At 42.9% G+C, this 14,316-nt stretch carries 12 protein-coding genes; 9 read left to right on the forward strand and 3 right to left on the reverse strand.

What is annotated here, in order from left to right:
* Position 1 precedes the first annotated feature (1 nt).
* The 9 genes from cas10 (at position 2) to QUA10_RS11770 (ending at position 11,293) form a co-directional block, all read left to right on the forward strand.
* Positions 2–2,290, forward strand: coding sequence for a type III-A CRISPR-associated protein Cas10/Csm1 (gene cas10, locus QUA10_RS11730; protein WP_333082799.1), 2,289 nt, complete (start codon positions 2–4; stop codon positions 2,288–2,290).
* 7 nt (positions 2,291–2,297) lie between these two features.
* Complete coding sequence (gene csm2 / locus QUA10_RS11735; RefSeq protein WP_333086257.1) at positions 2,298–2,807, forward strand: type III-A CRISPR-associated protein Csm2; 510 nt, start codon at positions 2,298–2,300, stop codon at positions 2,805–2,807.
* Between the two features lie 59 nt (positions 2,808–2,866).
* Positions 2,867–3,856 carry a type III-A CRISPR-associated RAMP protein Csm3 gene (gene csm3, locus QUA10_RS11740; RefSeq protein WP_445243575.1) on the forward strand — a complete coding sequence of 330 codons (990 nt, stop codon included), beginning with the start codon at positions 2,867–2,869 and terminating at the stop codon, positions 3,854–3,856.
* A complete protein-coding gene (gene csm4 / locus QUA10_RS11745) occupies positions 3,853–4,953 on the forward strand; it encodes a type III-A CRISPR-associated RAMP protein Csm4 (RefSeq protein WP_333082796.1) in 1,101 nt (366 codons plus the stop codon). The genes csm3 and csm4 overlap by 4 nt, the downstream gene beginning before the upstream one ends.
* A 5-nt stretch (positions 4,954–4,958) precedes the next feature.
* Positions 4,959–6,245, forward strand: a complete 1,287-nt coding sequence (gene csm5, locus QUA10_RS11750) for a type III-A CRISPR-associated RAMP protein Csm5 (RefSeq protein ID WP_333082795.1) — start codon at positions 4,959–4,961, stop codon at positions 6,243–6,245.
* Positions 6,239–7,003 carry a CRISPR system precrRNA processing endoribonuclease RAMP protein Cas6 gene (gene cas6, locus QUA10_RS11755; RefSeq protein ID WP_333082794.1) on the forward strand — a complete coding sequence of 255 codons (765 nt, stop codon included), beginning with the start codon at positions 6,239–6,241 and terminating at the stop codon, positions 7,001–7,003. The genes csm5 and cas6 overlap by 7 nt, the downstream gene beginning before the upstream one ends.
* Positions 7,004–7,014: 11 nt before the next feature.
* Positions 7,015–8,268: a TIGR02221 family CRISPR-associated protein gene (csx2, locus tag QUA10_RS11760; protein ID WP_333082793.1), complete on the forward strand. Its 1,254-nt coding sequence runs from the start codon at positions 7,015–7,017 to the stop codon at positions 8,266–8,268.
* Positions 8,269–9,114: 846 nt separating this feature from the next.
* Positions 9,115–10,578, forward strand: coding sequence for an ABC transporter substrate-binding protein/permease (locus QUA10_RS11765; RefSeq protein ID WP_333082792.1), 1,464 nt, complete (start codon positions 9,115–9,117; stop codon positions 10,576–10,578).
* Positions 10,544–11,293: an amino acid ABC transporter ATP-binding protein gene (locus QUA10_RS11770; RefSeq protein WP_333082791.1), complete on the forward strand. Its 750-nt coding sequence runs from the start codon at positions 10,544–10,546 to the stop codon at positions 11,291–11,293. Before QUA10_RS11765 ends, QUA10_RS11770 begins: the two co-directional genes overlap by 35 nt.
* A gap of 159 nt (positions 11,294–11,452) precedes the next feature.
* Here the strand turns inward: QUA10_RS11770 and QUA10_RS11775 are convergent, their stop codons facing one another.
* The 3 genes from QUA10_RS11775 to QUA10_RS11785 all read right to left on the reverse strand — a co-directional run bounded on the left by QUA10_RS11775 (position 11,453) and on the right by QUA10_RS11785 (position 14,220).
* Complete coding sequence (locus QUA10_RS11775) at positions 11,453–12,178, reverse strand: hypothetical protein (protein WP_333082790.1); 726 nt, start codon at positions 12,176–12,178, stop codon at positions 11,453–11,455.
* Between the two features lie 18 nt (positions 12,179–12,196).
* Positions 12,197–13,504 (reverse strand): glutathionylspermidine synthase family protein, encoded by a 1,308-nt coding sequence (locus QUA10_RS11780; RefSeq protein WP_333082789.1) that lies wholly within the window; start codon positions 13,502–13,504, stop codon positions 12,197–12,199.
* A gap of 62 nt (positions 13,505–13,566) precedes the next feature.
* Positions 13,567–14,220 (reverse strand): DUF1190 domain-containing protein, encoded by a 654-nt coding sequence (locus QUA10_RS11785; RefSeq protein ID WP_333082788.1) that lies wholly within the window; start codon positions 14,218–14,220, stop codon positions 13,567–13,569.
* Positions 14,221–14,316: the final 96 nt, after the last annotated feature.

The following is a 14,316-nucleotide window of genomic DNA, read 5'->3' on the forward strand; positions in this document are numbered from 1 at the left end:
TATGACATCACAAGAAGTTGCTCTCCAAGTTATCCAGCAAGCTATCTGCACTTTAGCAGGTTGGGCTGACTCAAGTTTCCGCAATTGGTTTCCGCATCAACTTTCAATAGAACATCTAGCGGTGACTAAAGCAAAAGAATTATTATCAGGGCATGACGAGCCGACAATAAGTTATTTGGAGTTGCTATTTGATGCGGTTAAGTTGTCAGAGGGTAAGCAACCAAAGGAGCGACATTATTGTCCGGTAGTGGCGATCAAAGCTAGCGATAATTCTTACCCGTCTATTCCTTATCCCTTGACAAAACCTCCTGATTTAGAAGCATATAAAGCATATAAAACCATTGTCAGACAAGAGTTAGAAAATATTCGCAAAGAAGATTGGCAAAACTTATCGCTGCTTACTTTGATTTTAGAGAAATACGGTTCTTGTCTCAGCTTTGGCGAGAAGGATATTGCTTTGATAGATATGGTGCGATCGACTGCTGCGGTAGCATCTGCTTTGGTGGACAATCCTGATGCAACTGATCTCGGTTTAATTGCCGGTGACTTATCGGGAATTCAAAAGTTTATTTACACCATTGCTTCTGACGGTGCGCTGAAATCTCTCCGCGCTCGGAGTTTTTATCTGGAATTAGTCACAGAAGAAATTGTTCAGCAGCTTTTGGAAGAGTTAAAGTTACCACGTACTAATGTTATTTATGCGGGTGGCGGTAATTTATATTTGCTGGCCTCAAACGATACAATAAAGGTTCAAGCTGCTTTAGGTACGATTAAAGAGCGATTTAATAAGTGGCTAAAAAATACCTTTCAAGGTAAACTGTTTTTAGCGATCGATTATTTACCTGTGCCAACTACAGCTCTAAAAACTAAAGAATTTGCCGATCTCTGGACACACGTAACCAAGAACCTCGCCAAGCAGAAACTTCGCAAGTTTGAAGGTCACATTCATAACTTTATCCAACCCAAACCGAGTCATGAACCTTGTCGAGTTTGCAATCGCGATGATTTGCAAAGTCTCAAAATTTTAAATCGCTTTGAGCCTGATTCGTCTCGTGCTTGTTGGATGTGTCGCACTATGTTTGAGCTGGGCGATGAATTGTTTGATGTTAAGGCAATAGTGCGCTCTAAGCGATCGAATATTAAAGGCGGAGTCCAAAGAATTTATTTGCCAAATTTTTATTACTACTTTTTTCAAGAAGGCGAACTAGCCTTACAAGTAGCTAAAGATGATGAAACAGTCTTGCTCGTTAACAATTGGGACTTAAAAAAATATCACAAAAATAATACTGTACCGTTGTTATTGGGAAACTATGCTCAGCGAAACGAAGAAGAATCGGGTTTTATCCGAGCAGGTGAAATGGCAGAGAAAGCCAAGAAAGCAGGAGCGATTCCTAGAGTTGGTTACTTGCGGATGGATGTAGATAGACTGGGGCGGATTTTTGCTGAAGGTTTGGGTGAAAATCAAACTTTACCAAGATTGGCTGGACTTTCTCGCCAAATGAGTTACTTCTTTAAAGTCTATCTTAATAGTTTGGCAAAAAACCGCAAGGAGAATTTCCTAGAAACTCGAAACAGTGTTAAAATTTTAGAGAAGGCAAAATGTTTAACCGAGGGCGATCGCCCAAATCTTCTGTTCATTTACGCGGGTGGCGACGATCTATTTGTCAGCGGTGCATGGAATGAGATAGTTGAATTTGCCTTTGACGTTTACCAGTGTTTCCGAGCTTATACGGGAAAAAATCCAGATATTACATTATCTGGGGGAATTAGCATTGATACTGCTAAATTTCCTCTCTATCAAGCGGCTAAAACATCGGGCGAGGCCGAAGAATCTGCTAAAGGCAATGGTCGCGATAGTTTGGGTTTGTTTGGAGGTAAGTTTAAATGGGATGAATGGTTGGGAATTCAAGAAAACTGGGCTGTCATAGACGAGGAGATTAGAAACTACTTAAGCCCAGAATTTAAACCGGATCTGTGGGGGATATTTCCCCTCGTCGAGCCACTGAAAAATCTAGATATCAATTACTCCCGAAGTTTTATTCGCAACCTGTTGATGACTGCGGAAGCTCAAGAAAATATGCTGGAAAAAATTCAGGATAAATCGGAAGAGCAACAAAGAGAAATTCGTTACTACTTACATTTGCCTAAAATCGTTTATACTCTGGCGCGACTTCCCAGCCAAGTCCGAGACAATGAGAATTTTGCCCCAGTGCGAACTTCTCTGAAAAATCCGTATAACGCGCCTTATTTTAGGGCTATCGCAACTTGGCTTGAACTACTAAACCGCTAATATCAAAATGCCTGAACCACCTAAAAAAGCCAATTTTCCAAATCTCCATAATCCTGCAAATATACAGGAAAAACAACAACTACACACCTCGGCAGACAAGACGGTTATGTCCACTGAACCGCCTTTAGAAATAACAAAAAGGATAGTTAAAACAATTACTGGATTAGAAAGTTTAAAAACTTATCCGATTCGTGACTTGGTTAAACACGCCGAGGAGTTTGGTCTTTATTTGAAGCAGCAACGATTAGAAACTAATCAGGTTCGCAAGTTCCTCGACGCTGTGAACAAGATGAAAGTCACTTTGGCTCAAACAAATGACTTTTCCAAAATAGAAACTGAAGTAGTTCTCCTCAAACCAAAACTCGCCTACGCTGCGGCGAGACAAAAAGCTGCAAAACCGATGAGTGATGTGATGTCACCGGCGATCGACAAAGTACGCAGCACCGAAGATTTTGAGCGTCTCGTTCAACTGATTGAATCAATTATTGCCTATCACAAAGCAGAAGGTGGAAAATAGCTATGCCTGTATCTCTTACACAAAAACCTTTACTCGGTAAAGTTCGCATTACCAGTACGCTGAATGTAGAAACCGGATTGCACATTGGCGGAGGAGGAGAAAGCCTGGATATCGGAGGACTGGATAAACCTGTCATTCGCGATCCTTTAACTCAGCATCCTTATTTACCTGGCTCGTCAATTAAAGGCAAACTGCGTTCAATTTTAGAACGATTGGAAAACAAGCCAGTTAACAGACCAGGAGGAAGCGGTACTTATCGGTACGAAAGCGATGATTTAGTCGATGGATTTACAGAAGTTAAACAGGGAAAGGAAAAACCACCTCTGCTAATTTTTTACGACGGCGCTAAAAATTGCAAAGTCTGCCGCATTTTTGGCTCTACGGGGGTAGATTGTTGGGTTAAAGCTGATGCCGTTGAGGTCGAGCAATTAGAAGCAGTAAAAGACAGTTCCCAGCGAAGGATTGCTAAAGCTAATGATGGCAGTAGATTGGGAAGTTTTGTAGAGGAAAGGGAAGGAGAACTTGGAGAATTATACACAAAAGTTAAAGGACGGAATGCCACAGCACGTTTGATTGTTCGGGACTGTCATTTACAGAGGGAATCTGCGGAAAAACTTGAGAGGGTAAATACCGGACTCTACATGACAGAGTGGAAGTTTGAAAACGGTATCGATCGCATTACAGCAGCAGCCAATCCCAGACAAGTAGAAAGGGTTCCTGCTGGGTCAAAATTTCAGTTTGAACTGATCTACACGGTTGAAGATGCTTCTCAAGCTATTGAGGATTTGCAGAATCTGGCGATCGCACTTGCATTATTAGAAGATGATGCTCTCGGCGGACACGGTTCTCGCGGCTATGGCAAAGTCAAATTTGCGAATTTTAAGTTTTCTTTTCGCAGCTTAAATCAATACCGTCAGATAGCCAGCGGAGAATCAGGTTTGCCCCCAATTCAACCCGTGGCTAATACAGAAGCACTTCTCGAAAACTTCGGCAGCTTCCGCGATGAAATTCAGCAGCGATTGCTGCCAGGAGATGGGGGCGAAGTATGAATCACTGGAGATTAGTTAAACTCAATTTTGGCAACTCTCCCGCTCATTTTGGGGAATTGGGAATTGGCATGGAGGAGACGAGCGAGCGCGTGCGTTCTGACACTCTATTTAGTGCTTGGATTAGTGCTTGCGCTCGATTGTTTAAGAAAGATGACTTTGAGAAAGTATTGGAGCGGTTTCTCAACCCGCAGCCATCCGTAACGATGAGTTCGACGTTTGTCTATCGCCATCACGACGATCGCGATATTTACTATTTGCCGCGTCCTTTAAAGTTTCCCGCTAACTACCCTGCTGGTGACGGAGACTTAGAATTTTTCAAGGCTTACAAAAAGATTAATTATCTGCCTTTAGAAGTGTGGCATAAATGGTATCAGGGAGAAGGATTTACCAGTGAGGACAGACAAGAACTAATTAAGGAGACTAACAAGAAAAAATCTGATGGCTTTTTGCACGAACAGGGAACTTTTAGCTATAAAGAAGCCTTTAAAATCGGTCAAGAACCAAAAATAGCAGTAGACCGCGTTACCCGATCAACCAACTTTTATCATACAGGTTTTGTGCAATTCCAATGGGAGCAAAATGGTAACGATATCAAAAGTCTATCGGGTTTGTACTTCCTGCTCAACTTTTCTCAGAAAGACGAAACCTTAGAAAATCAACTATATGCTGCTTTACAACTGCTTGGTGAAGAAGGAATAGGAGGCGAACGCAGCAGCGGTGCAGGACACTTTGAGGTTGAATGGTTGTCGTTACCTGAATTTTGGCAAAAAGTAGTGGATTTCAAGGCAAGTCATTACAGTCTAATGAGTTTATTCTGGGATGATGATTTGTCAGCGCTAAAGCATTTGATAACCGAAGATAAAGATGCTTGCTATGAAACTATAGAGCGAGGAGGTTGGATTTCAGGGCAACAGTTGCGTCGCCAAATGCTGCGAATGTTTGTGGAAGGTTCGGTTTTTTCGTCGCCGCCGCTAGGAAAAATTGCTGATGTTACACCTCATCAATTAATAGATAAACAAACTAAGAAACCTAAAAATCATCCGATCTACCGCAGCGGCATTAGTTTGAGTCTTCCTATCAAAGTCAAGAGTGAATAAATATCATGATTGCTACTTCTTACCTTGCCATCAAAAAGCCTGAAGCTTCCGAATCAAAGCGGATTCAGCTAACAAGTCCTATTTTACATATCGGCTCGGAAGTCTCGCGCTTGAATCCTTTTGAATATGTCCAGACATCTAAAAGGGTATATCTTCCAGATCGGGAAGCTTTAGCAAAAGTGCTGTATCAAGGGGGTCGATTGGACGATTATATTCGTACTATTGAAGAGTCCAAAAATATTACTAAATTGCTTGAAGATGTTTTGGGCGATCAATGGTGGAATGCTACAGGTGAAGATGGCGATCGCATTTTTCCTGAAATTGCCGTCAGTCATAAATGGACTGAAAATCCGGTGACAGATTTGCGTCCGATGATTCGCAACGGCATGGGACAATTGTATATTCCCGGTTCGTCGATTAAAGGGGCAATTAGAACTGCGATCGCCTACCACCTCCTCAAACATGAAAAAAAATATCAACTACCAGAATCGGCCAGCCTTAGTGTCATAGAAATCAAATTACGAGAAAAACTTGGTAGAGGGGAAGTCGCAAATAAACACCAACAAAAAAAATTAGATGATGAATTATTCATGGATAGTTTATTTTCTGATTTTGAACTCTCCTATCAAGGGCGAGCGGTCAAAAGCAAAATTGGGCCTAACACGGACTTCATGCGAGCCATTAAAGTCACCGATTCTCAGCATCTGCTAGAATTCAAAAAAGTCACTCAGCAAGGAAAGAATGTATTTTTTAACTTACCTATAGTTGCTGAAGTTATTGTCTCCAGCCGCTTTCCAGATTATAAAGCAAAATATCGCGCTTCCATTTATGCGGAAATGGTTCGCAACGTGCAGACTGAATTCACCCTGAGTCTGGATACGGAAATGCTGCAATGGTTCACTCACAACGAAGGGATGCAAATACCGTTTAAAAATCTGGATGAACTGCTGAAAATTTGTCAAGAGTTTGCTCAAGAGCAATGGGATGCTGAACATGATTATTGGGAGGATATCAAAAATAATCGCTCTCAAGGTAAAGACTTAAGTTTCAGCTATATTCAGGAACTATACGAACCGACTGAGTGCCCTTATAGCTTAAGGGTTGGTTGGGCAAGCGGAATGTTGGGAACTACGGTTAGTTTATGTCTTGATGAGAAATTGGTAGCAGAAATCCGTGATACTTGCGGAATCAAAGCACCTGGTTTTGAAGCACCAAAATCGCGGCGGACTGTTGTAGATCATAAGGGCGATATCAAATATGTACCTGGATGGGTAAAGTTTAAGCCATGCTAATTCGTTCTACCTGGACATTAACTGTATCCGAACCCGCTCTTTTGCCGCGCGCCTACCATTTAGAATTGGTGAAGGAGTTGCATCGCCGATTAGGATTAGAAGTCGGGAGTGAGGCTGTACCTTCTGTAAGTTTTTCAGGAATTCAGGGTTTCTACCAAGTTTCCAAAGATTTTCAGACGTTTACACCTGATGAGTTTTATACCTTGTCTTTGTCTGGCTTGCAGGAAAATGCTGCAAAAGCGATCGCCTCCCTGAATCTCTCACCATCTCTCGAATTTCTCGGTGCTAAATTTGATATAATTAATCGAGAAGATGAAATCACCAGCTACGAACAACTTTACACAGAACTTGTAGCCAATGAACCAGAACTAGTCCGCCGCTTCGACCTTAAATTTACAACTCCGACTGCTTTCGCACAAGGTTCTACGCACTTAGCTTTACCCGTTCCCACTCAGATGTTTCGCAGTTGGTTAGAAAGGTGGAATCACTTTGCTCCTGTTTATTTGGGGAGTGATGAATTAATCGCTTATTTGAGTCAGGCTGTTTTATTAAAACACCACAAAATTCAAACGCGATCGCACCAGTTGCCGAGAGGATATGTAAATGGGTTTGTTGGCCAAGTAACGCTGCAAATTCCTTACCGAACTGATGCTTTGCTGGCTAATGTTGCTAATTTGTTGGTTCAATACAGCCATTATGCAGGTACGGGAATTAAAACCCGTTTAGGAATGGGTCAAACCATTGTAAAACTAGATTAAGGAGATTATTAATGAGTCAAACAAAAATCATTACATTTTTAGGTAAATATCCAAGAGAAACTATTTACAGCCATAGCAATCGAACCTACAATGGTCAAGTATTTGCTGAAGCACTGCACCAGTTTTGTGAATATGACACTATGTTAGTGTGCGTCACAGAAGAAGCAAAAGCAACTACTTGGCCTCTATTAGAAGCACTAGGAGATGAGCGTATCAAGCCGATTGATATCCCAACTGGTAGAACTACGGAGGAAATGTGGGAAACTTTTAAAATCATCACTCAATATGTTGATGAAGACGATCACGTAATTTTTGATATTACTCACGGACTGCGATCGCTCCCTTTTCTTGTCTTCTTATTCGCTGCTTACCTCAAAGCGGCCAAAAACGTAACAATTGCAGCTATTTACTATGGTGCTCCTGAGTTAAGCGACAGCAAAAATAACGTACCCGCGCCTGTCATTGACCTATCTGAATTTGTGTCAATGATTGATTGGATTACAGCCACTAATCAATTTGTCAAAATAGGAGATGGGCGAGAACTAGCTAAGTTACTTAAAAGTGCTATACCATCAAATTCGGAACTAAACGAAATTCCATCTAGCAGACAAATCAGAGATAATATTAAGAGTTCGTTTGAAGCAATTGAGAATATATCTCTCGCTCTAAGTGTAACTAGACCAATTGAGACAATGGAATCGGCTACTAAGTTAGAAGAAATTCTCCAAAAAGCTGCACCAAGTTTTGCCGATAGAGCTAAACCATTTTCACTTTTATCAGACAAGGTGGTTCAACAGTACGGACAATTTGCTCTCGAAAATCCTAAAGATGAAGCAGAATTAAGCCAGAATCTGCGGCTACAATTTCAAATGATTAAATGGTACATTGACCGAAATCAATTGGTACAAGCAGTTACTTTAGCACGTGAGTGGTTGGTTTCGATCTTAGCGCTGCAATTTGGTGAACCCATGTTCGATCATCCAAAAGGTCGCAAGTATGTAGAAAATGCTCTCAACAATGCAGTTGAAAAGAATAAACGTAATCCTCGCCCTCCTCTTGATAGCCGTTGCAATGACAAGTTTGCGGCTTTGCCACAAGCAGATGAACTTGGTAGTGTCTGGAGTCAAATGGCAGAGTTGCGTAATGATATTGCTCATTGTGGCATGAATAATCAACCTCAAACGGCTGATTTTATTAAGAAAAAAGTTCGCTCACTATCTCTTAAATTAGAAACCCTTAGCAAGGAACTATTGCCAGATAAATAGAAGGGAGAATAAAGTTTTGTCAAGGCGATTGCTCTTTTATTAAAACCGATCGATAGCCTTTCCCCATACTAAAATCATCTCAAGAAAATACGCCACTTAAATCTGGCAAGCGCTCGTGCCTTGGGACACTTACAAAACCATCAGTTCAGTCCTCAAATAATTTCCAATTACCTACACGGAATCTAATTTTATAGTACAAACAGAGTTTCACGTCTCTGACTACTTTCGAGAAGATTTGGAACTTACAATGCGAGAAGGAGTGGTTGATAATGCGGAATTTAAACATTGCGAAATTTTGATTAATCCAGTGTTCAAATAATTTTGGAAGCGCTATCACAGCCGATTTGTTTTGTGGAGCCATCAATCTCTCACCTACAATTCCTAATTTATGTATCACCTTGTTGATATGCTTTAACTATTTTTTCACTAAACTCGATCGCCTAACGTTTCATTTTTGGTCCTCATCTACTGAATACCGTGTACCACATATAGATGGAATATGCTGCATGATTAGAAATACCGATCGCAACTTGGACAACGCTACAACATTGGTGGGAGTTGTTCGGACAAGCTTTACTTTATAAAATGTTAAAAATTGTGCAGTTCGGACATTTTTTAAATATAAGTTAGTGGCACAATTATCTATCTTTAGCCCTGCACGCATTAATACCTTTATAACCTGGTTTTTTCCCCTTATTAAAGGCTAATTATGCAGTTTGTTTGTCCATCAAACCCGGTTTCTGGCAACCCGTGATTTCAGGAGTATATCTTCCTTTACAAAGGTGACTTGATTCCGATTTGTGGTATATTTTCTGGGCGAGGGGATGTTTTAGGACAATGTTCGATATGAAACGTTTAAAATTAAAATCAATGCTGGTGGCGGCGATCGCGATCGCCTTTTGTTTAATTGCGATCGCCAGCTACGCCCAAGCCAACAAGACTTTAACACTGGCGACTTCCCCAGACTACCCGCCCTATGAATTTAAAGATACGGCTGTTAGCGGCAACGAAATCATCGGTTTTGACATCGACATTGCCAAATATATTACTAAAAAATTGGGCTACGAACTGAAAGTAGTTGGCATGGATTTTAACGGCTTAATTCCCGCTTTACAGGCGGGTAGAGCCGATTTTGTGATGGCTGGAATGACTCCCACAGCAGAAAGGAAAAAAAATGTTGATTTTTCTAACCTTTACTACGAAGCTCAAAATACAATTGTCGCCAATAAAGGCAGCAATTTGACCAAAGCTGAAGATTTAGCCGGGAAAAAAGTAGGCGTTCAACTCGGAAGCATTCAGCAGGAAGCTGTGAAAAAAATGGCCGGGGTGCAACTGGCTCCTCTCAATAGGATTCCTGACATTATTCAAGAAATTAAATCGAACCGCCTCGCGGCGGGAGTGATCGAGGATACTGTCGCTACGGGTTATGCAGCAGCGAACCCGGACTTGGAGTTTAACACAATCCCGAATACTGAAGAAAGCGGTTCGGCGATCGCCTTTCCGAAAGGTTCGAGATTAGTTCGAGAATTCAACCGAGTCCTCCAGCAAATGAAAGCCAGCGGTCAAATTAAGGAACTAGCTACTAAGTGGTTTTCTCGACCTATTCCGCAAGAAACTGCTCCAGCAAATCAGCCTGCGGTAGCGCCCAAGTTCGGGTTAGATTTTGGGAAAATCGAGCCGAGTTTGCCTTATATTTTGTCCGGGATTGGGGTAACACTAACTTTTACCTTGCTGTCGGCATTTCTCGGATTTATCTGGGGAATCGTGCTGTCTCTGTTTAAGATTTCTAGCATTAAACCGCTGTTCTGGTTTGCCACTGCTTACACCTCAATTTTTCGCGGAACCCCGCTAATTTTGCAGTTGACTTTAGTTTATTTTGCAACGCCGCAGCTTACGGGCTATAATATATCGGCGCTGCAAGCTGGCGTGATTACTTTTTTCCTGAATTCTGGGGCTTATATTTCCGAAACTATCCGCGCGGGAATTCAAGCCGTAGATAAAGGTCAAAAAGAAGCCGCAGAATCCCTTGGCGTTCCCTACAAACTGATGATGGGCGATATTATCTTGCCGCAAGCGTTGAAAAATATTTTGCCTGCATTGGTGAATGAAAGTATTGCTTTGCTGAAGGATTCAGCTTTAGTTTCAGTAATTGGCGTAGAAGACTTGCTGCGCCGCGCTACAATTGTGGGAGCAGAAAAGTATATTTACTTTGAACCTTTGATATTTGTCGGCGCAATTTATTATTTGATGGTGCTTAGTTTAACTTGGGGGGCAAATGTACTCGAACGCAGACTCCAAAGTAGCAGTTAAGGTCGATCGCCTGTATAAAACTTTTGGCAATCTGAAGGTTTTGCGCGAGATAACTACTGAAATTCATAAAGGAGAAGTGATTGCCATTATCGGCCCTTCGGGCTGCGGCAAATCTACTTTTTTGCGGTGTTTGAATTTACTGGAAATTCCAACTTCGGGACACATATACATTGACGGAGTGGATATTACTTTGCCGAAGGCAGATATTATGAAAATCCGCCAGAAAGTGGGGATGGTTTTTCAGCATTTCCACTTGTTCCCCCACATGACAGTGCTGCAAAATGTGATGTATGCGCCTGTAAAGGTGAAGCAAATTGCTAAGGAGGAGGCGCGTCTGAAGGGGTTAGAATTGCTGGAAAAAGTGGGTTTGTCCGATAAGGCTGAGGTTTATCCTTCTAAGCTTTCGGGGGGACAAAAACAGCGGGTGGCGATCGCCCGCTGTTTGGCTATGGAACCGGAAATTTTGTTGATGGACGAACCGACTTCTGCACTCGATCCAGAAATGGTTAAAGAAGTGTTAGATGTGATGAAAGCTTTGACGAAAACGGGAATTACAATGGCAATTGTAACTCACGAAATGGGTTTTGCGCGGGAAGTCGCCCACCGGATTTTGTTTTTGGATGGGGGAAAGGTGGCGGAAGATGTGCCGCCGCAGGAGTTTTTTAGCAACCCGAAGTGCGATCGCGCCAAGCAATTTCTGGAAAAAATGCTTTAATTCAGATAAAGATTAGAGTTTTTAACTGCAGAGGACACAGAGGACACAGAGAGAGTTAGAGGAGAAAGAGAAAGTTGCGGTAGGGTGCGTCTGTTTGAGATGCTCGATCGCCGCGGAAAGTATAATAATGTTGATTCGATGATTAAGTTGGGAATTCTGTTAGAAAAATGAGAGAATTCTTTGAATCACCTGGGTATTAAAATCTTTCGGAAAGCGGTGTCTTTCCTGAGCGTGATCGAGAAAGAAAGTCTTGGGATAATAAGCAAGATTGGCTTCCATCTCGCTAATCTTTTCTAATAAGGGTTCGATCCGATCGATTTTGTCGGGATGGCGATGTTGGATGAGAGTCGCAGCATTCCTAAAATGCCGCCCCTCATCCTGCGTTACCAAATGTCCTACGCGAGCAAAGCCGTTCCCATAGTGTTGGTAGAATTCCTTAATATCCCGGTGATAAGACCACACGGAACCCATTTCGTCAAACATTAAACCAACTAGAATGGTGAATTCGTTCTCAATCAAAAACGCGATCGGTTCGAGTTCATGCACCCGACTCTCGTTTTTTTGGTCGATCGCCTCTGGGGACAAACCTGATACCATGTGATAGACCTTACGCAGAGCAACGTAGTGCCGTAATTCGTCTTGCAGCCAAAGTTCGATCGCACTCATGAATTCTAACGAGAACTCCGAACTGCGAGAGACTAGATGCTCGTAGAGTGGCTGACTGTCTCCCTCAGAGAACACATCTCGGCTCAGGAGATCCATAAATCCAGCCTGAATTATAGGCGCGACTTCGGGAATTTTCAACTCATCGGCAATAAATTCATCTACACTCCACTCACTGCTAAGAATCGGAATTCCCCGGACATCATGAGTTTGTAATTTCATAGTTTTTCTGATTAGAAGTTAAGTATTCACCAGACGATCGCTCACGATATGCGGAACAATTAAGCAATGTCGTCCGGTGATCGGATTTGTATCTCCGCGCAATACGATGCCGGAGGGAGTATCGCCGACAATCCAGGAACCTACGACGAAGTGGTAGCCAAAATATTCGGGCAAGGGTTGATAGGACTGAATAATGAATCCTTCGCGATCGTAGCCCATCGCCTCGCGGGCGTGAACGGCTCCGGCAACAAAATCGCCTGTCTCAATAGAAACCCCAACACCTTCTAAACCGACGAGAGGCTTTTTGACGTGCATTTGGGTCAGTAATGCTGTGGATTCGATCGAGATAGTATCCGTGAAGAAAGTGGGTAGCAAGAATTGACCGTACACTGGGTGGCTGCCAAATAATTCCCACATCCACACCATCGCTCCTTTATTGCTTAAAATCTGTTTCCACAGCGGTTCAATGATTTTCACGTCCCCTGCTATCAGGCGCGATGCTAGAGCTTCATCTGCGTTAAAGGATTGGCTGGCAAGTTGCAAATCCAGCCAATCGATGATTTTCCACAGCCGCAATATCCGATTATTGAATTGATCGACAAAAAATCCTTCTTCATCCACGCCCAGATGGTTACGCAATCCTACAAGTTGGGTAAAAAAGCGATCGTTACCCAATTCTTGATTAATAATTTCCACCAGTTGTCCTGCCATCTCGGTATCTTCTGACAGATGCTCGTCAATTAACAAGCTCAGACCGAACTGCTTTAAATCATAATGACGACTTAGAGTGCGGAATCGACCTGCAACTTCGTCCCAAAAGTTGTTGAACTGATCGGCATCGTTGGGAAGCGATCGCAAATCTCGGCTGGGTTTTTTCATGTCATCTAACCACAGCCATTGATAGACTGTTTCTGCACCTAAGAGAGGAGTTTCGCCGTTAATTTCTAGAAGGCTAATTTTTCCATCTTCAGTGACGGCAAGATCGAAACGGGTATAAAGAGACATATCTTCTGCTTCGTCAACCCGATCCCACGAAACCTGAATTGCTTCCCAGAAAGCAGGGGGAATAGCGAGTTTTTTCATCCGATTTTCTAGGCCATCAGCGGTGAAAAACCAGTCCAAAAACTCCCGACACATATCCCAAAGAGCCTCAGTAGCATCCCAGATCCTCGCCTCTTCCTGGCGCGAAAACATCACCCCAAAGGGACGGTTTAAAGCTTCTGCCCAGTAGCGTTGGTTGATGTCTGCAAGAGGCTGACATTGGTAGGCGTTCTCTAATACGTGCTGCTGCCAGTTGCGCCGTCGCTGAAACAAAAAGGGATACATGGATGAAGCACCTTGTTAGTGACACTGGAGAATATGGAAAAATAGAGAAAAATCGGTCTTGGTTACTTTCCTCCGCTTCCCAAAGGAGCCGTGGAACGGACTGTGCTACCAAACCTCCCTCGTCCTTTGATGGTTCCCTGAGCTGCGTGCCCTGCGGGGCGATTTGGGGTGTCGCCACTGGAGGAAAAGTAGGGAGAATCTAGCGGTATGCCCTGTAGGGGACGAGTAATCTGGGTTCTATCTGGAGTTACAATTCCGATGTTGGAGCGGTAAACGGGTTGCACTGGATAAACCGTGTAGGAGCCGCCGTTGACGCCGTTGACCACTGTTGGAGGGGCATCATCATCGACATCATCGGTGAAATAGAAGCCGCCGAACTCTGGTCGCCATCCGGGGGTAGCAGCGCTGGAATTCGATACCTGCGAGCAAATGCTTGCTGTGTCTTCTTGACATTCTGGCTGCGTGCGATACACGGGCGTAATGCGTTCGTATTCCTGCATTGCGTACCGGAACTGGGCCTGACACTGCTCTTTGGTGAACCCGTTGCTTTGGTTCATCGCATCTACAATACATTGCTGTTCGGATTCGTAGTAGCGTACTTCGTTGCGTTCGTGCAACATGGTATAAGCAAGATAGCCTAATCCACCGATCGCCAGTACACCTGATGTAATTAGAAGGTAACGAATTGTTGTCGTTCGATTGTTGTTATGAGTCATGGCTAACCGGAGGTTAGAGTCATTATTTCAAAGAACCTGTAATGTGATGAATTTGCTGCCACTGAGATGATTGGATTTACACGGTCAGCCAAAGTT

The sequence above is a fragment of the Microcoleus sp. Pol8_D6 genome (assembly GCF_036700965.1).
Taxonomy (GTDB): Bacteria; Cyanobacteriota; Cyanobacteriia; order Cyanobacteriales; family Microcoleaceae; genus Microcoleus.